This window comes from Kitasatospora sp. NPDC051705 (assembly GCF_044453265.1).
In the GTDB taxonomy this organism is placed as follows: Bacteria; Actinomycetota; Actinomycetes; order Streptomycetales; family Streptomycetaceae; genus Kitasatospora.
The window spans coordinates 64464-84820 of record NZ_JBITCO010000013.1 but is presented as its reverse complement, the minus strand read 5'-3'; the positions used below and the strand labels follow the sequence as shown (position 1 = coordinate 84820).

Genomic DNA, 20357 nt, shown 5'->3' with positions numbered 1-20357 from the left:
CCCCGCCCTCACCGGCGTCGGGCCGATTCTGCCGGTGGCGACGCTCCCAACCGACCGACCGCGCGCGCAGCCCTAGACAGGCAGCCTCGTGCCGGCCAGACCGGCCGCCGGGTGCACCCACCAGTCGACCAGATCCTGACACCGGGGTTATTCCGTGAAAAAGCTCTCCGCACGACGGCGCCACCCATTGGCGGCGCTGGTCGTCCTACTTCTCGCCCTGGCGGCAACCGGGGGGCTGTACGCCGCGTTCGCGCCCGCCGACAAGGCGCAGGCGGACGTCGCCGCGCAGTCGCTCGCGATCGATGAGGGCAAGAAGCTCTTCGCCGTGGGCTGCTCCTCCTGCCACGGCCTGAACGGCCAGGGCAGCAGCGACGGTCCTAGCCTGGTCGGCGTCGGCTCCGCGTCCGTCGACTTCCAGGTCGGCACCGGCCGCATGCCGGCCCAGCAGCCCGGCGCCCAGGTGCCGCGCAAGAAGAACATCTACTCGCAGGCGGAGATCGACCAGCTCGCCGCCTTCGTGGCGTCGCTCGGCCCCGGCCCGGTGACGCCGAGCCAGGAGCAGTACACCTCGACCAACCCGGACGACATCTCCAAGGGTGGCGAGCTGTTCCGCACCAACTGCGCCCAGTGCCACAACTTCGCCGGCCAGGGCGGTGCCCTGACCAAGGGCAAGTACGCCCCGTCGCTGGAGGGCGTGGACGCCAAGCACATCTACGAGGCCATGCAGACCGGCCCGCAGAACATGCCGTCGTTCCCGGACACCACCATGCCCGAGGAGCAGAAGAAGCAGATCGTGGCCTTCGTCCGCCACACCACCTCCGATGAGCCCAACCCCGGCGGTCTCACGCTCGGCAGCCTCGGTCCGGTGACCGAGGGCCTGTTCGGCTGGATCTTCGGTCTCGGGACGCTCATCGCGGTCGCGATCTGGGTCGCCGCCCACACCACCAAGGCCAAGAAGTCATGAGCCACGACATGTCAGAAGAGAAGCTTCCGGAGTCGCACGGCTCCGCCGGCGAGGTCGCCGGTCACGGCGACCCGTTCGCCGACCCGGGCCTGCCGGCCCACGAGCCCCGTCGCACCGACATCGACGAGCGGGCCGCCAAGCGGGCCGAGCGTCAGGTCTCGCTGATGTTCGTGGTCTCGATGCTCGCCACCGTCGGCTTCATCGCCTCGTACGTGGCCATCGACCCGGACAAGATCGTCTACATCTTCCCGCTCGGTCACGTCAGCGCGCTGAACTTCGCGCTCGGCCTGACCCTGGGCGTCGCGCTGTTCATGATCGGCGCGGGCGCGGTCCACTGGGCCCGCACCCTGATGTCGGACGTCGAGCTGCCGGCCGAGCGTCACCCGATCGAGGCCGACGACGAGGTCCGCGCGGACGTCATCCAGCAGTTCCAGACCGGTGCCGCCGAGTCGGGTTTCGGCCGTCGCAAGATGATCCGCAACACCCTCATCGGCTCGATGGCGCTCGTCCCGCTCTCGGGCGTCGTCCTCCTCCGCGACCTCGGGCCGCTGCCCGAGAAGAAGCTGAAGGAGACGGGCTGGAACGAGGCCACCCCGGCCCACCCGATCCAGCTCATCAACATGAACACCAGCCAGCCGATGAAGGCCGAGGACGTCGTCGTCGGCTCGCTGACGTTCGCCATGCCCGAGGGCCTGCACGTCCACGACGAGGACTTCCAGCAGGCGATCGCCAAGGACGCCCTGATGCTGGTGCGCATCGCACCGGAGGACATCAAGGACGACAAGTCGCGTGAGAAGGGCTTCGAGGGCATCCTCGCCTACTCGAAGATCTGCACCCACGTCGGCTGCCCGATCAGCCTCTACGAGCAGCAGACCCACCACGCGCTCTGCCCCTGCCACCAGTCGACCTTCGACCTGGCGGACGGCGCGCGCGTCATCTTCGGCCCGGCCGGCCACCCGCTGCCGCAGCTGAAGATCACCACTGACGAGAAGGGCTTCCTGGTCGCCACCGGCGACTTCGACGAGCCCGTCGGCCCGAGCTACTGGGAGCGTGCTCGATGAGTAGCGCGAGCAGCACCACCTCCGGTGCCACCAAGCCCGCCAGCACGCGTGCCAAGCCCGCCAACAAGTGGGAAGCCGCCGCTGACTGGACGGACGGCCGGCTGGGGATCTACTCCCTCGCCAAGGCCAACCTGCGCAAGATCTTCCCGGACCACTGGTCCTTCATGCTGGGCGAGATCTGCCTCTACACCTTCGTCATCATCATCCTGACCGGCGTCTACCTGACGCTGTTCTTCAAGCCCTCGATGGCCGAGGTCGTCTACAACGGCTCCTACGTCCCGCTCAAGGGCATCGGGATGTCCGAGGCGTACGCGTCGACGGTCGACATCAGCTTCGAGGTCCGCGGCGGTCTGCTGATCCGCCAGATCCACCACTGGGCCGCGCTGGTCTTCGTGGCGGCGATGCTCGTGCACATGATGCGCGTGTTCTTCACCGGCGCGTTCCGCAAGCCCCGTGAGATCAACTGGGTCTTCGGCTTCCTGCTGCTGGTCCTGGGCATGTTCGACGGCTTCTTCGGCTACTCGCTGCCGGACGACCTGCTGTCGGGCACCGGCATCCGCTTCATGGAAGGCGCGATCCTCGCCGTCCCGCTGGTCGGCACCTACGTGCAGATGTTCCTGTTCGGGGGCGAGTTCCCCGGCCACGACATCGTGCCGCGCTTCTTCACGATCCACGTGCTGCTGATCCCGGGCATCATGCTCGGCCTGCTGGTGGCGCACCTGATCCTGGTCTTCTACCACAAGCACACCCAGTGGGCGGGCCCGGGCAAGACCGAGAAGAACGTCGTCGGCATGCCGCTGATGCCGGTCTACATGGCCAAGGCCGGTGGCTTCTTCTTCCTGGTGTTCGGCCTCATCGCCGCCATCTCGGCGATCGCCACGATCAACCCGATCTGGGCGTACGGCCCCTACCGCCCCGACCAGGTGTCCACGGACGCCCAGCCGGACTGGTACATGGGCTTCTCCGAGGGCCTGATCCGCGTCATGCCGGGCTGGGAGATCAGCGTCTGGGGCGGCCACACCCTGAACCTGGGTGTGTTCATCCCGCTGATGATCTTCCCGCTGGTCCTGGTCGCCATCGCCGTCTACCCCTTCATCGAGGGCTGGATCACCGGCGACAAGCGCGAGCACCACATCCTGGACCGCCCGCGCAACGCGCCCGTCCGCACCGCGCTCGGCGCCGCCTGGATCAGCCTGTACCTGGTGCTCCTGGTCGGTGGTGGCAACGACCTGTTCGCCACCCACCTGCACCTGTCGATCAACTCGATCACCTACTTCGTCCGCGTCGGCTTCTTCGTCGTCCCGGTCATCACCTTCATCGTCACCAAGCGCTGGTGCCTCGGCCTCCAGCGCCGTGACAAGGAGAAGGTGCTGCACGGCCGCGAGACCGGTGTCATCAAGCGCCTGCCGCACGGCGAGTTCGTCGAGGTGCACGCCCAGCTGCCGCAGAAGGACCTCTTCAAGCTCACCGCCCACGAGCAGGTCCAGCCGGTCGAGCTGCCCGCCCAGGCGGACGAGAACGGCGTGGCCCACCGGGCCGGCCTCCTCACCCGCACCCGGGCCAAGCTCTCCCGCGGTTTCTACGGCGAGGGCGCCCAGATCCCCAAGCCGACCTCCGAGGAGCACCACGAGATCACCAGCGGCCACGGCCACCACTGATCCCGTACGCCCCGCGGCGTCGCACCCGAGGGCCGCTGACCAGAGTTCTTCTGGTCGGCGGCCCTCGGGCTTTGCCGTCCCCCGCCCGACCCCGTCGGACCGGCCCCCTCCACCCGGCCCCGTCCGACCGGCCCCACCCGTCCGCAGCCCCCAGGAGCCACCGTGCAGCTGTCCGTCGACCCCGCCGCCGCCACTCCCCCGTACGAGCAGATCCGGGCCCAGATCGCCGAGCGCGCCCGCTCCGGCGAGCTGCCCACGGGGCTGCGGCTGCCCACCGTCCGGGCGCTGGCCGAGGAGCTCGGACTGGCCGCCGGGACGGTGGCCCGGGCCTACCGGGAGCTGGAGGCGGACGGCGTGGTGGAGACCCACGGCCGGCGCGGCACGCTGATCGCCGCCACCGGTGACACCGCGCACCGGCTGGCCGCCGCGGCGGCGGCCGACTACGCGGACCGGGCGAGCCGGCTGGGGCTCTCCCGCGCGGACGCCCTGGCCGCGGTGGACACCGCCCTGCGGCTGGCCCTCCCGGAGGCCTAGGGTCCGGGAGGGCCGGTCGCAGGGCCGTGCCGGAGGCCGGTCAGACCTCGGGGCGGACCATCCCGGAGGCGTGCGCCTGGGCGGGCGGCTCGGTGGTGCTGACGGGCTGTCCGAGGGCGCTGTGCTTGACCCAGTCCGTCCAGGTGAGGTTCCAGTCCCCGAAGCCGTTGCCGAACGGCTCCATGGTGGCGCCGAGGCTGTTCACCACCGTCACCAGGTCCCCCACCCGGGTGTTCTGGTAGAACCACTTGGCGTTGTCGGTGCTCATGCCGGTGCAGCCGTGGCTGACGTTCGCCACGCCCTGCGAGCCGACCGACCAGGGCGCCGCGTGGACGTACTCGCCGCTCCAGGTCACCCGGGTGGCCCACTCCACGTTGAGGTCGTAGGACTCCGAGCTGCCGGCGGCTATGCCGATCGTCTCGCCGCTCATCCGGACCGAGCGCTCCTGGCCGAGCACCACCTTGACGCCGTTGCGGGTGTCGAAGCCGGGCTTGCCGGTGGTCACCGGGATCGTCCGGACCACCTCGCCGTCCCTCTTGAGGGTGAGCTCGTGGGCGGCCGCGTCGACCACCGACTCGACCCGCTCGCCGATCCGCAGCCGCAGCGTGCTGCGGTCGCCGCCGTAGAGGCCGTCGGCGATGCGGCTGCCGGTGGCGTCGAAGGCCAGCGAGACGGTGGTCCCGGCCGGCCAGTACTCCTGCGGGCGGAAGTGCAGGTTCTTGTCGTCCACCCAGTACCAGGCGCCGGTGACGGCGGGCTGGGAGGTGACCGTCAGCAGGCGCTCGACCTCCTGACGGGCCTGCGGGTCCTTGACGGCCTCGGAGAGCTGCACGGTGAGCGGCTGGCCCACCCCGTAGACGCCGGTGCCGGAGGAGTCCGGGCCGAGCTTGGCGGTCAGCAGCCGCTGGGCGGCCAGGGTGCTGAAGCCCGCGGTGGTGTCGCCGCGGCCGCCCTTGCCGTCGTCGGCGGCGATCCGCACCGAGTAGTCGGTGGCGGCCTTGAGCCGGCCGGTGGTCCGCCAGCTGCGCTGGTCCTCGGCGAGCTGCCCGGCCACCACCCGCCCGTCCGGGCCGACCACGGTGACGTCGGTGAGCCGGCTGCCGTCCACCGCGGTGACGGTGACGGGCTGGGACGGGTCGACCTTGCCCTCGGCCGAGAGGTGGACCAGCGGGGCCGCGTCGATCCGATGGGGGCCGACCGCCTCCTCGTCGCCGGACGAGCAGGCGGCCAGCGGGGCCAGCACTGCGAGGGCCAGCGAGATGCCGCCGATGCCTGCGATTCCGCGCCTGTCGGGCATGACCGCCTCCGGGGTTCGCACGATTGATCAGATCGTAGGAACGGCGTCCGGAGAAGCGACATCCGAGCGACCCCGGGTTCGCCCGGGTGAGTGAGTCCGTCACCCCGGGGACGCAACGGGGCCGCTCCCCCCGTGCGGGAGGAGCGGCCCTGGTGTGCGTGGCTCGAACCGGAGGACTACTGGTTCTGGTTCTCGCCCCGGTAGAACTCGAAGACCCAGCCGAAGAGGCCGACCAGGATCACCGGCAGCGCCCAGAACATCAGCCACCAGCCGAAGATCACGCCCATGAACGCGAGCGCGCCACCGATCGCCAGCGAGAGCGGCTGCCAGCTGTGCGGGGCGAAGAAGCCCAGCTCGCCGGCGTCGTCCGCGACCTCGGCCTCGGGGTTGTCACCCGCGCCGCTGTCCACCCGGCGGGCGGTGAAGGCCAGGTAGTACCCGATGAAGGCGCAGAGGGCGAAGGCCAGGAACAGCGCGGTGGTGCCGGCCGCCTCGATGCCCAGGTCCGAGTGGTTGGTCCACAGGCCGTAGGTGATGGCCATCGCCAGGACGAAGACCGCGAGGCCGAGGAAGATCTTTCCCTGTTCCTTCATCAGGCGTCGCCCTCCTTCTTGCCCTTGTCCAGCTTCGGGGCGTCGTACTTCGCCGGGGTCACGCCGGCGAGGTGCTTGGCAGGCTCACCGTGGTTCTCGAGGTAGTCCAGCGCGGCGATCTCCGGGTGGTGGAGGTCGAAGGCCGGCGATTCGGAACGGATCCGCGGCAGCGTGAGGAAGTTGTGCCGCGGCGGCGGGCAGGAGGTCGCCCACTCCAGCGAGCGGCCGTAGCCCCACGGGTCGTCGACCTCGACCTTCTCGCCGTACTTGGCCGTCTTCCACACGTTGTAGATGAACGGCAGGATCGACAGGCCGAGGATGAACGAACCGATGGTCGAGACGGTGTTCAGCGTGGTGAAGCCGTCCGAGGCCAGGTAGTCCGCGTAGCGGCGGGGCATGCCCTCCGCGCCGAGCCAGTGCTGCACCAGGAAGGTGGTGTGGAAGCCGATGAACAGCGTCCAGAAGGTCATCCGGCCGAGGCGCTCGTCGAGCATCTTGCCGGTCATCTTCGGCCACCAGAAGTGGAAGCCGGCGAACATCGCGAAGACGACGGTGCCGAACACCACGTAGTGGAAGTGGGCGACGACGAAGTACGAGTCCGAGACGTGGAAGTCGATCGGCGGCGAGGCCAGCAGGACACCGGTCAGACCACCGAAGAGGAAGGTGACCAGGAAGCCGACCGTCCACAGCATCGGCGTCTCGAAGCTCAGCGAGCCCTTCCACATGGTGCCGACCCAGTTGAAGAACTTCACACCGGTCGGGACCGCGATCAGGAAGGTCATGAAGGAGAAGAACGGCAGCAGCACCTGGCCGGTGACGTACATGTGGTGCGCCCACACCGTCACGGACAGACCGGCGATCGCGATGGTGGCCGCGATCAGGCCGGAGTAGCCGAACATCGGCTTGCGGCTGAAGACCGGGATGATCTCCGACACGATGCCGAAGAACGGCAGCGCGATGATGTACACCTCGGGGTGACCGAAGAACCAGAACAGGTGCTGCCACAGCAGCGCCCCGCCGTTGGTCGGGTCGAAGACGTGCGCCCCGAACTTGCGGTCCGCCTCCAGGGCGAACAGCGCGGCGGCCAGGACCGGGAAGGCCAGCAGGACCAGCACGGCGGTCAGCAGGACGTTCCAGACGAAGATCGACATCCGGAACATCGTCATGCCGGGGGCGCGCATGCAGATGATCGTGGTGATGAAGTTGACCGCACCGAGGATCGTGCCGAAGCCGGAGAAGGCCAGGCCCATGATCCACATGTCGCCACCGACACCCGGCGAGTGGACGGCGTCCGACAGCGGCGAGTAGGCGAACCAGCCGAAGCTGGCGGCGCCGTTCGGGGTGACGAAGCCGGCCACCGCGATGACGGAGCCGAAGAGGTACAGCCAGTACGCGAACATGTTCAGACGCGGGAACGCCACGTCCGGAGCGCCGATCTGGAGCGGCATGATCCAGTTCGCGAAGCCCGCGAACAGCGGGGTCGCGAACATCAGCAGCATGATCGTGCCGTGCATGGTGAACGCCTGGTTGAACTGCTCGTTCGACAGGATCTGGGTCCCGGGACGAGCCAGCTCGGCGCGCATGACCAGGGCGAGGATGCCACCGATCAGGAAGAAGGCGAACGACGTGCCCAGGTACAGGGTGCCGATCGTCTTGTGGTCAGTGGTGGTCAACCACTTGATGATGGTCGAACCCGGCTTCCGGGTCCGCTGCGCCCCGACCGTGACGGCCCCGGCGCCCCCGCCGGCCGCGGCGGGCTCGTTGAGGATGGTCACTTGTCTTCACTTCCCATGGAGATGACGCCGGAGGGCACCGCGCCGTTCTGGCCCTTGGCTCGCAGCTCCGCCAGGTGCTTGTCGTAGTCGGCGCGGTCGACGACCTTGACGTTGAACAGCATGCGCGAGTGGTCGGTGCCACACAGCTCGGCACACTTGCCCATGTACTCGCCCTTGACGTTGGGGGTGACCTCGAACTTGTTCACCACGCCCGGCACGACGTCCATCTTCATCAGGAAGTTGACGGGCCAGAAGTCGTGGATGACGTCACGCGAGGTGAGACGGAACTGCACCGTCTCGTTGACCGGCAGCCACAGCGTCGGAGCGTCCTTGGGCGTACCGACTTCGTACGCGGCGTCCTTGTTGGCCGGGTCGGGGGTCTCGGTGTTCTCGTAGTTGAACGCCCAGCTCCACTGGAAGCCCACCACGTTGACCACGTGCTGCGGCTTCTCGGAGACGGAGATCAGCTTCGACTCGTCGCGGGCGACGAAGTAGAAGAGCACCGAGACGATGATGATGGGGACCGCGGTGTAGAGCGCCTCGATGGGCACGTTGTACCGGGTCTGCGGAGGAACCTCCACACCGGTGCGCTTGCGCCGGTGGAAGATCACGCTCCAGAGGATCAGACCCCACATCAGTGCGCCGACCACCAGTGCCGCGATCCAGGAGCCCTGCCACATGTGAAGGACCAGGGGTCCTTGCTCAGTGACGGGACTCGGGAGGCCAAGCCTGGGGAGGTCGTTGGCCGAGCAGCCGGTGGCGGTCGCGATGACGAGGCCCAGTGCCAGCGCCTGAGGCAGCTTCCGCCGCATCGTGCGCCGCGGCGAGCGGTCGGAGCCGTTGGGACTCACGTAGCGCCTTCCCGAAGTCTCGCCCGCCTTCGCGTCGCCCCGTGGAGGATTGTGAGCCTCCCCGGCGACCCGTCCACGGGCACGGTTTGAATGCTTATGCGGGCCAAACCCTACTCCAGCCTTATGCGCTCCTGACGGGGAGCCCCCCGTAACGCGCCGCCCGGTCGCCCGATCAGGCCCGGCAAGGGCTGCACCGCAGGTCATCGCAGGCATTCGAGGTCGATACGCCCGATCGGGGGATCACCTCGAACAACCCGGGTGACGACCCGTCGGACGCGGACGAAGCGGACATTCGGGGTGATCGACTGACGGCCGGTAAGTGATGTCGCCCCGCCGGAACGCCCCCGGGAGTGCCGTTAAATGTGACCGTGTACTTCGACGCGGCCTCGACGGCCCCCCTGCACCCCGTCGCACGGCAGGCGCTGACCGCCGCCCTGGACGAGGGCTGGGCCGACCCGGCCCGGCTGTACCGCTCCGGCCGGCAGGCCCGGATGCTGCTGGACGCCGCCCGCGAAACGGTCGCCGAGGCCCTCGGGGCGCGGGCCGACGAGATCTCCTTCACCGCGAGCGGGACGCAGGCGGTGCAGCTCGGCGTGCTCGGCGCGCTGGGCGGGAACCGGCGGCGCGGCGGCCACCTGGTGCACTCCGCGGTGGAGCACTCCAGTGTGCTGCACGTCGCGGAACGCCGGGAGGCCGAGGGGGGCACCGTCTCGGTGGCGCCGGTGGACCGCACCGGACGGGTCGACCCGGACGCCTTCGCCGCACTGCTTCGGGCGGACACCGCACTGGCCGTCCTGCAGAGCGCCAACCACGAGGTGGGGACCGTCCAGCCGGTCGGCGAGGTCGCCGACCGCTGCCGGGAGGCCGGCGTCCCGCTGCTGGTCGACGCGGCGCAGAGCGTGGGCCGGGTGGACGTGCCCGCCGGCTGGTCCCTGCTGACCGCGAGCGCGCACAAGTGGGGCGGGCCGCCCGGGGTGGGGGTGCTGGCGGTGCGCAAGGGCGTCCGCTACGCCTCGCCGCTGCCGGCCGACGAGCGCGAGGGCGGGCGGGTCCCGGGCTACGTGAACGTCCCGGCGATCGTCGCCGCGGCCGCCTCGCTGCGGGCGGTGCGGGCCGCGGCGGAGCAGGAGAACGCCCGGCTGCACGCGCTGGTGGAGCGGATCCGGGCCCGGGTGCCGCGGCTGGTGCCCGAGGTCGAGGTGGTCGGCGACCCGGTGCGGCGGCTGCCGCACATCGTCACCTTCTCCTGCCTGTACGTCGACGGCGAGGTGCTCCTCACCGAGCTGGACCGGGCCGGCTTCGCCGTCTCCTCCGGCTCCTCCTGCACCTCCTCGACGCTGACCCCGAGCCACGTGCTGGCCGCGATGGGGGTGCTCACCGAGGGCAACGTCCGGGTCTCGCTGCCCACCGGCACGTCGGAGCAGGACGTCGAGCGCTTCCTCACCGTGCTGCCGGACCTGGTCGCGGGGGTGCGGGCGCCGCTCGGGCTGGACCTGCCGGCGCCGGTGGCGGACCCGGCGGCGGGGACGCCGGAGACCCTCGTGCTCGACGCGCTGGGCAAGCGGTGCCCGCTGCCGGTGATCGAGCTGGCGAAGCGGATCGGCGAGGTGCCGCCGGGCGGCACCGTCGCCGTGCTGGCGGACGACGAGGCGGCCCGGCTGGACATCCCGGCCTGGTGCGGGATGCGCGGCCAGGAGTACGCGGGCGAGGCCCCGGCCGCCGACTTCGGCGGCGACCGGGGCTCGGCCTACCTGGTGGTGCGCCGGTCCTGAGGGGCCCGGTTACCTGACCAGGTGCGCGCGGACGTCCGCGGCGGCCTCGGCGCCGTAGGCGGCCTCGAAGCGCTTCAGAAAGGCGACCGGGCGCAGCTCGTACTCCTGGGTGCCGACGGTCTCGATCACCAGGGTGGCGAGCATGCAGCCGAGCTGGGCGGCGCGCTCCAGCTCGAGCTGCCAGGACAGGCCGGTCAGGAAGCCGGCCCGGAAGGCGTCGCCGACGCCGGTCGGGTCGACCTTGGCCTCCTCGGCGGCGCAGCCGACCAGGATCGGCGCCTCGCCCTTGCGGTCGATCCGCACGCCCTTGCTGCCCAGGGTGGTGACCCGGGTGCCGACCCGGGTGAGCAGCTCGTCCGCGTCCCAGCCGGTCTTGGTCTCGATCAGCGCGGCCTCGTACTCGTTGGTGAAGAGGTACGCGGCGCCGTCGACGATCTCGCGGATGTCGTCGCCCTCCAGGCGGGCCAGCTGCTGGGAGGGGTCGGCGGCGAAGGCGTAGCCGCGGGTGCGGCACTCCTGGGTGTGGCGGACCATGCCCTGCGGGTCGTCGGCGCCGATCAGGACGAGGTCGAGGCCGCCGACGCGGTCGGCGATCGGCTTGAGCTCGATGTTGCGGGCCTCCGCCATGGCGCCGGTGTAGAACGAGGCGATCTGGTTGTGGTCCTCGTCCGTGGTGCACATGAAGCGGGCCGTGTGGCGGGTCTCGGAGATGTGGACGGAGGTGCAGTCCACGTTGTTGCGCTCCAGCCAGCTGCGGTACTCCGCGAAGTCCGCGCCGGCCGCGCCGACGAGGATCGGGCGCAGCCCGAGCACGCCCATGCCGAACGCGATGTTCGGGGCGACCCCGCCGCGACGGATGTCCAGGGTGTCGACCAGGAAGGACAGCGACACGGTGTGCAGCTGCTCGGCGACGAGCTGGTCGGCGAACCGACCGGGGAACGTCATCAGGTGGTCGGTGGCGATCGAGCCGGCGACGGCGATACGCACGGGAGGTCTCCTCAGGATGGCTTCAGGGCCAACGGGCAGGCACGGGTGAACCCACTCACGGTACCGGGCCCCGGCCGGGCAGCAGCAAGAGTGCCGCAAGCGGCTCCGCCCGCACCGCCATGGTGGCACCCGTTGACGTCGAACGTGTACTACCTCCGGGTAGCACTGGTGGGGGGCCGAACCCCGGCCTAGGGTCGGCGACAGGGGCCGTGCCGAGCCGGGCGGGCCCCGTCGTCGACCGTGGCGGTGCGGCCACGGCCCCTGATCGGAGCGATGCCCGATGATGCCCGACCACCTCCCGCTGTCCGTCCTCCGGCCCGACGCGGACGGCGAGACCCTCGACGCGCTGGTGAGTTCGTCCCGGCGGCTGCGCCGCTTCTGGCCGCTGCTGGCGGCCGGCCCGGAGCCCACCGCGCCCGTGCGGGCCGGCATCCGGGTGCCGTCCGGCGCGCAGCGGCTGGTCGCGGGGATGGCCGAGTACGGCAACTGATCCGGCGGCCCGATCCCCCGCCCGTCCCCGCTCCCCCGTGACGGGCGGGGCGGGGCGGAACCGGATCGGCCCGGGACACGTCACATCCGCGCGGAGCGGCCGAGCGGCCGGAGCCGCCCAGCTCTCGGGAGGATGTGCAGATGGATCTGGAGACGACGCCCCGGCGCGGTCGGCGGGCGATGGCCCTGGCGGGTCTGGCCCTGGCGGCGGCGGTCACGGTGACCGGGTGCAACGGCGACGGCAAGTCGGCCTCGGACGCGGCACCGGCCGGCGCCACGGCCTCGGCATCGGCCTCCGGGTCCGCCTCGCCCGGCCCGACGGCCTCCCCGCAGGCCCCCACGCCGGACGCCACCCCGCCCTCCTCCGCCCCGGTCACCGCGCCCGTCCCGGCCAGCCCGGCCCCGCAGCCGACCGGTGCGGCCCCGGCCCCCTCGCAGCCCTCCGCGACCGCCACCCCGGGCACTCCCCCGGGCAACGGGATCGCGGTGGGCGAGCCGAACCCGAACGGGACGGCGGGCGCCCGGCCGGCCGTCTCCTACCGGGTGGACGGCGGCACCAAGCTGACCGTGTACTTCTTCGGCGGGGTCTGCCAGCAGTACGGGCTGAAGGCGGACGAGTCGCACCCGGGCCGGGTCGACGTCCGCGTGGTGGTGGCGGCGCCGATGACGCCCGGGCAGGTCTGCAACGCGCTGGCCAAGCGGCAGTCGGTCTCCACGGACCTGCGGTCGCCGCTGACCGGGCGGACGGTGACCGACCAGTCGTCCGGCCAGGAGGTGCCGCTGGACGCCGATCCGCACATCGGACCGGACCCGGTCACACCGGACGTCGCCGGGCGGTAGGGCCGGCCCGCGGCCGGACGGGCCGGTGCGACGCGAAGGCGGCCCCGGGGAGGGATCCCCGGGGCCGCCTTCACGCGTGCCGTGCTGCTCGACGGAGCGGCGGGCCTAGCTGAACGAGTCGCCGCAGGCGCAGGAGCCGGTGGCGTTCGGGTTGTCGATCGTGAAGCCCTGCTTCTCGATGGTGTCGACGAAGTCGACGGTGGCGCCGCCCAGGTACGGGGCGCTCATGCGGTCGGTGACGACCTTCACACCGTCGAAGTCCTTGAGCACGTCGCCGTCGAGCGAGCGCTCGTCGAAGAACAGCTGGTAACGCAGGCCGGAGCAGCCACCGGGCTGGACGGCGACGCGCAGCGCGAGGTCGTCGCGGCCTTCCTGCTCCAGCAGGCCCTTGACCTTGGCCGCGGCGGCATCGGTGAGGAGGATGCCACTCTCGACGGTGGTCTCGTCCTGGACGGTCATCTGCTTTCTCCCGGTCTTTGACGACGGTCTGCCGCCAGTGCCAACCAACGGCCGCCCGGATTCATTTCCCGGACGGAGGTCGTTTTCGCAGGCCTGTCGGCGGCGGAATTTCCGTGGACCGGGTGTGCCACCCGCGTCCCATACGCTCCCCATGCTCGCACAACCCGGGAGGACCGGGCACCGCCCCGAGCTGCGGATCCGGTTGAACGGGCCCCGCGGCGGCCCGCCGGGCGCCAGGATGGTGGCCATGATCCTGCGCCCGGTCAGGGACACCGCCGCCGACGCGGAGGCCGTCCAGGACGTCTCCGCCGCCGCGTCCGCCGATCCGTCCGAGCCCGGCACCGCCGCCGCGCCGACCCCGCTGCAGCTGGCCGGGACCAGGCACCTGGCCCGCACCGATCCGGGCGGCTGCTGGCTGGCGGAGAGCGGCGGGGAGCCGGTCGGGGCGGTGCTGTCGCTGCGCCGCGAGGGCCTGTGGATGCCGTCCCTGTTCGCGGTCCGTCCGCAGGCGCAGGGCAAGGGCGTGGGCCTGCTGCTGCTGGAGCGGGCGGCGGCGCACGCCGGGGGCTGCCTGCGCGGGATGGTCTGCGCCCCCGACTCCCCGGCGGCGGTGCGGCGCTACCGGCTGGCGGGGTTCACCCTGCACCCGGCGATGCGGCTGGCCGGGCGGGTGGACCGGGCCGGGCTGATCGACCCGGGAGACATCCCGGTGCACCGCGGCAACGCCACCCACCGGCACCTGCTGGACTCGGTGGACCGGCGGCTGCGCGGCTCGGCGCACGGGCCGGACCACGAGCTGATGCTGGGCCACTTCGAGGAGCTGCTGATCGCCGACTCGCTGGCCGGCAGCGGCTACTGCTACCGGGACGGCGGCGCCGTGCGGCTGTTGGCGGCCACCACCAAGCGGATCGCCGCCCGGCTGCTGCGCGAGGCGCTGGCCCGGGTGCCGGACGGAGTCGAGGCGCGGGTGGACTTCGTCACCGCCGAGCAGGAGTGGGCCCTGGACGTCGGCCTGGAGGTGGGGCTGGCCGTGCGCGGGCGCGGCTTCCTCGGGCTGCGCGGGATGCGGCCGCCGGCGCCGTACCTGCCGAGCGGCTCCTTCCTGTGAGTCCGGGCGGCCGGGTCCGGGCGGCCGGGTGCGGGCGGCCCGCGGGCGCCGCGGCCACGGCCCGGGCACGACGGAACCCCCGCCGCGGGGTGCGGCGGGGGTCCCGTCAGGAGCGTCGGCCCGGACTCAGGCCATGGTGGCCAGGATCTCCCGGACCATCTCCATGGTGGTGCCCGGGTGCAGGAAGGCGAAGCGGGCGACCGTCTCGCCGTCCCAGCCGGTCGGGGTGACGAAGCCGATCTGGTCGGCGAGGAGCTGCTGGGACCAGCGGTAGTAGTCCTCGTTCGTCCAGCCGGTGCGCTTGAAGCAGACGGCCGAGAGCTGCGGGTCGAACAGCAGCTCCAGGTGCTCGGTCTCGCGGATCAGCTGGGCGGTGTCCCGGGCGAGCTGGAGGCCGGTCTCGATGGCGTCGGTGTAGGCCTGGGTGCCGTGGACGGCCAGCGAGAACCAGAGCGGCAGGCCGCGGGCGCGCCGGGTGAGGTGGTAGGCGTAGTCGGTGGGGTTCCACTCGTCGCCCTCGGTGTGCAGGACGTCGAGGTAGGAGGCGTCCTGGGTGTGCACGGCGCGGGCGAGCTGCGGGTTGCGGTAGACCAGCGCCGCGCAGTCGAAGGGCGCGAACAGCCACTTGTGCGGGTCGACGACGAAGGAGTCGGCGTGCTCGATGCCGTTGTAGCGCTCGCGGACGGAGGGGGCGAACAGGCCCGCGCCGCCGTAGGCGCCGTCCACGTGGAACCACAGGTCGCGCTCGCGGGCGACCTCGGCGAGGCCGGCGAGGTCGTCGACGATGCCCTCGTTGGTGGTGCCGGCGGTGCCGACGACGGCGATGACCGTCTCCGGGTGGGGGTCGGCGGCCAGGGCGGCGCGCAGTGCCTCGCCGGTGAAGCGGCGGTCGACGGTCGGGACCTTGAAGGCCTCGACGCCGATGATGTTGAAGGTGTTCTTGACCGAGGAGTGGACCTGGTCGGCGACGGCTATCCGCAGGCGCGCCTCGGGGCCGACGCCGAGCCGGCGGCGGGCGGTGTCACGGGCGACGACGAGGGCGGAGAGGTTGCCCGCGGAGCCGCCGGAGACGAAGGTGCCGCCGGCCGAGGCGGGCATGCCCGCGCGGTCGGCGATCAGGCGCAGCACCTGGTTCTCGGCGGCGATCGCGCCGGCCGCCTCCAGCCAGGAGATGCCCTGCAGGGAGGCGCAGGAGACCACCATGTCGAAGAGCAGCGCGGCCTTGGTCGGGGCGCACGGGATGAACGACAGGTAGCGCGGGCTGTCCGCGGAGATCACCGCGCGGGACAGCTCGTGGTCGTAGAGCTTGAGCACGTCGGCCGGGCTGTTGCCGTGCTCGTTGAGCAGGCCGGCCAGCTGGGTGCGCAGGTGCTCGCCGTCACCGGGGTGGTCGAGGGGGACGGGGTCGTACTGCAGCCGGTCCCGCATGTAGTCGAAAACCAGGTCGACCAGTTCGTTGTCGGGCCGGTGCATGCGGTCGGGGGCTGCGGACACGGCTGTCCCTCTCGGCAGTGGGGGTGCGGGGGTGTTGTGGATCGTGTCCGGTCGGCGGGACGGTTCACCGCGTTGGCCGGACGTGATCAGCGTAGGCAGCCGGAGGGCTTCGCCGCGCGTCGGAACGCGGCTGGTCAGGCAGGTTTCGGGCGTCTTCGGGCCGGTCGGCGCAGCTTTCCTGCGCGGTGTGCCGTTACCGCCGGACGGGTTTCAGCCGATGAGCTGGGAGAGCACGACGGAGGAGCGGCTGCGCTGGACGCCGGGCTCGCGCCGGATGCGCTCGATGACGGCCTCCAGGTGGCGCATGTCGGCGGCGCGCAGGTGCACCAGGGCGTCCGGGTCGCCGGTGACCGTCCAGGCGGCGACGACCTCGGGGAACTGCCGCAGGCTGGCGAGGATCTCCTCGGGGGCGGTCCGCTCGCGGCAGTAGACCTCGACGAAGGCCTCGGTCTGCCAGCCGAGCACCGAGGGGTCGAGCACGACGGTGAAGCCGCGCACCACGCCGCGCGCCCGCAGCCGGTCGATCCGGCGGCGCACGGCGGTGGCGGAGAGGTTCACCTGCAGGCCGATCTCGGCGTAGGAGGCGCGGCCGTCGCTGCCGAGTCGGGCGAGCAGGAGCCGGTCGGTCTCGTCGAGATCGGCCCCGATCACCTCGTGCGCTCGGCTGCTGGTCATCGGTGCGGTGCTCCACGGGTCGTACGGTGGCCGGCGGCGGGGCCGACAGGGCGGCGCCGCCGTCATCCGTCACTGCTGAAACGGTTCGCCACCATTCTGGCGGATCTCGGCAGCGGGTTCACCGCGATCGGATGACGGCCCCGGGTCGGCCGGCCGTCCGCCGTCAGTCGACCAGCAGGACGATCTTGCCGCGGGTGCGGCCCTCCGCGCCGAGCGCCTGGGCGGAGGCCGCCTGGGCCAGCGGGAAGGTCGAGGCGACGGTCACCGTCAGCCGGCCGTCGTCGGCGAGCGCGGCCAGTTCCGCCAGGCCCTCCCGGTCCGGGCGGACCCAGACGTAGTGGCCGCCGAGCGCCTTCACCCCGAAGTCCGCGGTCGAGGCGATCCGGCCCGGATCCGCGACCAGGCCCGCCGAGACCTGCACCGCGCCGCCGCCGACCAGGTCCAGGGCCGCGTCCACGCCGCCCGGGGCGAGCTCCCGGACCCGGTCGGCCAGGCCCTCGCCGTAGGTCACCGGTTCGGCGCCGAGGCCGCGCAGGTAGTCGTGGTTGCGCTCGGCCGCGGTGCCGATCACCCGGGCGCCCCGGGCCCGGGCCAGCTGGACGGCCAGGTGGCCGACACCGCCGGCCGCGGCGTGCACCAGCAGCGTCTCCCCCTCGCGCAGCCGCAGGGCCCGCAGCGCCTGCAGCGCGGTCAGCCCGGCCAGCGGCAGGCCGCCGGCCTGCGCCCAGTCCAGTGCGGCCGGCTTGCGGGCGAGGGTGCGGACCGGGGCGGCGACCAGCTCGGCGTAGGTGCCGTGCTCCACCGCGTCCTTGCGCACGTAGCCGTACACCTCGTCCCCCGGCGCGAACTCGGTCACGCCGCCGCCCACCGCACGGACCACGCCGGCCGCGTCCCAGCCCATGACCATCGGGAAGTGCGCGTCCAGCAGGCCGTCCAGGGCGCCCTCGCGGACCTTCCAGTCCACCGGGTTCACCCCGGCCGCGCGCACCTGGACCAGGACGGAGTCCGGGCCGACCTTCGGGTCGGGCAGCTCGGTGTACTCGACCACCTCGGGGCCGCCGTAGCGGTTGATCGCGATTGCCTTCATGGCCCCAACCCATACCCCCGACCGGTGCCGCCACCGATTCGGCCACGCCGGGAAGGGTCCGATCCGGCGAGCGGTTCTCGTCACATCGACAGGATGGCCATCGTCACTCTGACGCTAACCGGTTATCATAGATAGTGTCAGATAGACGAAAAGGCTTCACCGCTTGATCGGCCGCACAGAAGGGCACCCGCCCGTGACCACCACCATCACCGAGACCCACGGCGTCGACCCCGCTCCGACGCCGCTCGCTCTGCTGCTGCTCGGCCGTGAGGCCGACCCGAACAGCGAGCGCGGCGTCGACTGCCCCGGCGACCTCCCCCCGGCCTCCGACCCGAACCTCGTCCAGCGCGCCCGCGCGGCCAAGGCCGCGCTCGGCGACCGCGTCTTCATCCTCGGCCACCACTACCAGCGCGACGAGGTGATCGAGTTCGCCGACGTCACCGGCGACTCCTTCAAGCTCGCGCGCGACGCCGCGGCCCGCCCGGAAGCCGAGTACATCGTCTTCTGCGGCGTGCACTTCATGGCCGAGTCCGCGGACATCCTCACCACCGAGGCCCAGCAGGTCGTCCTGCCGGACCTCGCGGCCGGCTGTTCGATGGCCGACATGGCCACCGCCGAGCAGGTCGCCGAGTGCTGGGACGTGCTCACCGACGCCGGCATAGCCGACGTGACCGTCCCGGTCTCGTACATGAACTCCTCCGCCGACATCAAGGCCTTCACCGGCCGGCACGGCGGCACCATCTGCACCTCCTCCAACGCCCGGCGCGCCCTGGAGTGGGCCTTCGAGCAGGGCCAGAAGGTGCTCTTCCTGCCCGACCAGCACCTGGGCCGCAACACCGCGGTGCGCGAGATGGGCCTCTCGCTGGACGACTGCGTCCTGTACAACCCGCACAAGCCCAACGGCGGCCTGACCGTCGAGCAGCTGCGCAACGCCAAGATGATCCTCTGGCGCGGCCACTGCTCGGTGCACGGCCGGTTCAACCTGGACTCCGTGAACGACGTGCGCGAGCGGATCCCCGGCGTCACCGTGCTGGTCCACCCCGAGTGCCGGCACGAGGTCGTCGAGGCCGCCGACATGGTGGGCTCGACCGAGTACATCATCAAGGCCCTGGACGCCGCCGAGCCCGGCTCCAAGTGGGCCATCGGCACCGAGCTGAACCTCGTCCGCCGCCTCGCCAAGGCGCACCCGGACAAGGAGGTCGTCTTCCTGGACCGGACGGTCTGCTTCTGCTCCACCATGAACCGGATCGACCTGCCGCACCTCGTCTGGGCGCTGGAGTCGCTGGTCGAGGGCCGGGTGCCGAACGTGATCACCGTCGACCCGGAGACCGAGAAGTACGCCAAGGCCGCGCTGGACCGCATGCTGGCCCTGCCGTAGCCGGCCGGCGGCCCGCGGGGAGCGGGCCGCCGGGCGCACGCGAAGGGCGGGCCCCCTCCCAACGGAGGGGGCCCGCCCTTTCGTCTGGCACCGGACCTGCGGCGAGGCTACTCGGGGTAGCCCGGGATCACGCCCTCGCCGTCGGCCATCAGCAGTTCGCGGACCTCGTGGATCGTCGCCTCGGCGCTCGGCAGGATCAGCTCGGACGGCTCCAGCGAGTCCAGCGGCACCGGGGTGCCGAACCGCTTCACCGCCTCCAGCAGCTTGCCGTACGCCCGGCGGAAGAGCTCCTCGTCCCCCGACTCCACTGCGGTGACGAGCTCGGCGTCGAGCTCGTTGAGCAGGTCCAGGTGGGCGTCGCCCACCTCGTACTGCCCCTCACCCATGACCCTCATGATCATGCCGTGCGTCTCCCTGCTTCGTGGGGGTGGAGCTCAGATCACTTGTTGTAGTTGATGCGCGGGGTGTCCTGCTGCGGGTGGGCCTCCGGCTGCTGCGGACGGCCCTGCTCGATCGCGGCCGGACCGGAGGACGGGCCCGCCAGCTCGGCCTTCATCCGGGCCAGCTCCAGCTCGACGTCGGTGCCGCCGGCCACCCGCTCCAGCTCCGCCTCGATGTCGTCCTTGCGGCCGAGGCCGCTCGCGTCGTCGAGCGCGCCGGACGCCAGCAGCTCGTCGATCGCACCGGCGCGGGCCTGCATCTGCGCGGTCTTGTCCTCGGCCCGCTGGATGGCCAGGCCGACGTCGCCCATCTCCTCCGAGATCCCGGAGAAGGACTCGGCGATGCGGGTCTGCGCCTGCGCCGCGGTGTAGGTCGCCTTGATGGTCTCCTTCTTGGTGCGGAAGGCATCCACCTTGGCCTGCAGCCGCTGGGAGGCGAGCGTGAGCTTCTCCTCCTCGGCCTGCAGGGCCTGGTACTGCGTCTCCAGGTCGGTGATCTGGGACTGCATGTTGGCCCGGCGGGTCAGCGCCTCGCGCGCGAGGTCCTCGCGGCCGAGGGACAGCGCCTTGCGGCCCTGGTCCTCGTACTTCGCGGACTGCTGCTGGAGCTGGGTCAGCTGGAGTTCCAGGCGCTTGCGCGAGGTCGCGACGTCCGCGACGCCACGCCGTACCTTCTGCAGCAGTTCGAGCTGCTTCTGGTAGGAGTAGTCGAGCGTCTCACGGGGATCCTCCGCCCGGTCCAAGGCCTTGTTCGCCTTGGAGCGGAAGATCAGCCCCATACGCTTCATGATTCCGTCGCTCATGGGCCTCGGGTGCCCCCTTCTCCGGCCTGCGGTCTCTATCTCGGTACCAGACACGACGAGTGTATGTGCAGCGAGCCCGTCGCCGCAGTGCA

Annotated in this window: 20 protein-coding genes; 9 read left to right on the top strand and 11 right to left on the bottom strand. The window is 71.6% G+C overall.

The window, feature by feature from the left end:
* Positions 1-154 precede the first annotated feature (154 nt).
* The 4 genes from ACIA8Q_RS18560 to ACIA8Q_RS18545 all read left to right on the top strand — a co-directional run bounded on the left by ACIA8Q_RS18560 (position 155) and on the right by ACIA8Q_RS18545 (position 4217).
* Complete coding sequence (locus ACIA8Q_RS18560; protein WP_360207472.1) at positions 155-964, top strand: c-type cytochrome; 810 nt, start codon at positions 155-157, stop codon at positions 962-964.
* A gap of 8 nt (positions 965-972) precedes the next feature.
* A complete protein-coding gene (locus ACIA8Q_RS18555; RefSeq protein ID WP_360207475.1) occupies positions 973-2025 on the top strand; it encodes a Rieske 2Fe-2S domain-containing protein in 1053 nt (350 codons plus the stop codon).
* The gene (locus ACIA8Q_RS18550; RefSeq protein ID WP_360207478.1) at positions 2022-3683 is read left to right on the top strand and encodes a ubiquinol-cytochrome c reductase cytochrome b subunit; all 1662 of its coding nucleotides are present in this window, start codon (positions 2022-2024) and stop codon (positions 3681-3683) included. Before ACIA8Q_RS18555 ends, ACIA8Q_RS18550 begins: the two co-directional genes overlap by 4 nt.
* 162 nt (positions 3684-3845) lie before the next feature.
* Complete coding sequence (locus ACIA8Q_RS18545; protein ID WP_360207481.1) at positions 3846-4217, top strand: GntR family transcriptional regulator; 372 nt, start codon at positions 3846-3848, stop codon at positions 4215-4217.
* A 40-nt stretch (positions 4218-4257) separates the two neighbouring features.
* Here the strand turns inward: ACIA8Q_RS18545 and ACIA8Q_RS18540 are convergent, their stop codons facing one another.
* From ACIA8Q_RS18540 to coxB, 4 genes are all read right to left on the bottom strand, one after another.
* Entirely contained in the window at positions 4258-5514 is a 1257-nt protein-coding gene (locus tag ACIA8Q_RS18540) for an Ig-like domain-containing protein (protein ID WP_360207483.1), read from the bottom strand.
* A 176-nt stretch (positions 5515-5690) separates the two neighbouring features.
* Positions 5691-6107, bottom strand: a complete 417-nt coding sequence (locus tag ACIA8Q_RS18535; RefSeq protein ID WP_360207486.1) for a cytochrome c oxidase subunit 4 — start codon at positions 6105-6107, stop codon at positions 5691-5693.
* The gene (gene ctaD / locus ACIA8Q_RS18530) at positions 6107-7882 is read right to left on the bottom strand and encodes a cytochrome c oxidase subunit I (protein ID WP_387898338.1); all 1776 of its coding nucleotides are present in this window, start codon (positions 7880-7882) and stop codon (positions 6107-6109) included. Before ctaD ends, ACIA8Q_RS18535 begins: the two co-directional genes overlap by 1 nt.
* Positions 7879-8733, bottom strand: a complete 855-nt coding sequence (coxB, locus tag ACIA8Q_RS18525) for a cytochrome c oxidase subunit II (RefSeq protein WP_360207488.1) — start codon at positions 8731-8733, stop codon at positions 7879-7881. The genes ctaD and coxB overlap by 4 nt, the downstream gene beginning before the upstream one ends.
* A gap of 362 nt (positions 8734-9095) precedes the next feature.
* Here coxB and ACIA8Q_RS18520 point away from each other — a divergent pair, with 362 nt between their 5' ends.
* The gene (locus ACIA8Q_RS18520; protein ID WP_360207490.1) at positions 9096-10505 is read left to right on the top strand and encodes an aminotransferase class V-fold PLP-dependent enzyme; all 1410 of its coding nucleotides are present in this window, start codon (positions 9096-9098) and stop codon (positions 10503-10505) included.
* A gap of 9 nt (positions 10506-10514) precedes the next feature.
* Here the strand turns inward: ACIA8Q_RS18520 and ACIA8Q_RS18515 are convergent, their stop codons facing one another.
* Complete coding sequence (locus ACIA8Q_RS18515; protein WP_360207492.1) at positions 10515-11492, bottom strand: carbohydrate kinase family protein; 978 nt, start codon at positions 11490-11492, stop codon at positions 10515-10517.
* 280 nt (positions 11493-11772) lie between these two features.
* Between ACIA8Q_RS18515 and ACIA8Q_RS18510 the strand changes: the two genes are divergently transcribed.
* Together ACIA8Q_RS18510 and ACIA8Q_RS18505 are read left to right on the top strand one after the other, a co-directional pair.
* Positions 11773-11982, top strand: coding sequence for a hypothetical protein (locus tag ACIA8Q_RS18510; RefSeq protein WP_360207495.1), 210 nt, complete (start codon positions 11773-11775; stop codon positions 11980-11982).
* 140 nt (positions 11983-12122) lie between these two features.
* Positions 12123-12821, top strand: a complete 699-nt coding sequence (locus ACIA8Q_RS18505) for a hypothetical protein (RefSeq protein ID WP_360207497.1) — start codon at positions 12123-12125, stop codon at positions 12819-12821.
* Positions 12822-12926: 105 nt separating this feature from the next.
* Here the strand turns inward: ACIA8Q_RS18505 and erpA are convergent, their stop codons facing one another.
* Positions 12927-13280 (bottom strand): iron-sulfur cluster insertion protein ErpA, encoded by a 354-nt coding sequence (erpA, locus tag ACIA8Q_RS18500; RefSeq protein WP_030391519.1) that lies wholly within the window; start codon positions 13278-13280, stop codon positions 12927-12929.
* Positions 13281-13527: 247 nt separating this feature from the next.
* On the opposite strand from erpA, the gene ACIA8Q_RS18495 reads away from it, so the two are divergent.
* Positions 13528-14388, top strand: coding sequence for a GNAT family N-acetyltransferase (locus ACIA8Q_RS18495; protein ID WP_360207688.1), 861 nt, complete (start codon positions 13528-13530; stop codon positions 14386-14388).
* A gap of 126 nt (positions 14389-14514) precedes the next feature.
* On the opposite strand, the gene ACIA8Q_RS18490 is transcribed toward ACIA8Q_RS18495, so the two are convergent.
* The 3 genes from ACIA8Q_RS18490 to ACIA8Q_RS18480 all read right to left on the bottom strand — a co-directional run bounded on the left by ACIA8Q_RS18490 (position 14515) and on the right by ACIA8Q_RS18480 (position 17644).
* On the bottom strand, positions 14515-15882 hold the full coding sequence (locus ACIA8Q_RS18490; protein ID WP_387898330.1) for a pyridoxal phosphate-dependent decarboxylase family protein: 1368 nt from the start codon (positions 15880-15882) through the stop codon (positions 14515-14517).
* Positions 15883-16092: 210 nt separating this feature from the next.
* Positions 16093-16557 carry an Lrp/AsnC family transcriptional regulator gene (locus tag ACIA8Q_RS18485; RefSeq protein WP_360207502.1) on the bottom strand — a complete coding sequence of 155 codons (465 nt, stop codon included), beginning with the start codon at positions 16555-16557 and terminating at the stop codon, positions 16093-16095.
* Between the two features lie 163 nt (positions 16558-16720).
* Entirely contained in the window at positions 16721-17644 is a 924-nt protein-coding gene (locus tag ACIA8Q_RS18480; RefSeq protein WP_396317454.1) for an NADP-dependent oxidoreductase, read from the bottom strand.
* 193 nt (positions 17645-17837) lie between these two features.
* On the opposite strand from ACIA8Q_RS18480, the gene nadA reads away from it, so the two are divergent.
* Positions 17838-19022: a quinolinate synthase NadA gene (gene nadA / locus ACIA8Q_RS18475; RefSeq protein WP_396317453.1), complete on the top strand. Its 1185-nt coding sequence runs from the start codon at positions 17838-17840 to the stop codon at positions 19020-19022.
* A gap of 107 nt (positions 19023-19129) precedes the next feature.
* On the opposite strand, the gene ACIA8Q_RS18470 is transcribed toward nadA, so the two are convergent.
* Together ACIA8Q_RS18470 and ACIA8Q_RS18465 are read right to left on the bottom strand one after the other, a co-directional pair.
* On the bottom strand, positions 19130-19423 hold the full coding sequence (locus tag ACIA8Q_RS18470) for a hypothetical protein (protein WP_360207510.1): 294 nt from the start codon (positions 19421-19423) through the stop codon (positions 19130-19132).
* Positions 19424-19461: 38 nt separating this feature from the next.
* Positions 19462-20265, bottom strand: coding sequence for a PspA/IM30 family protein (locus tag ACIA8Q_RS18465; protein WP_360207513.1), 804 nt, complete (start codon positions 20263-20265; stop codon positions 19462-19464).
* Between the last annotated feature and the right edge of the window lie 92 nt (positions 20266-20357).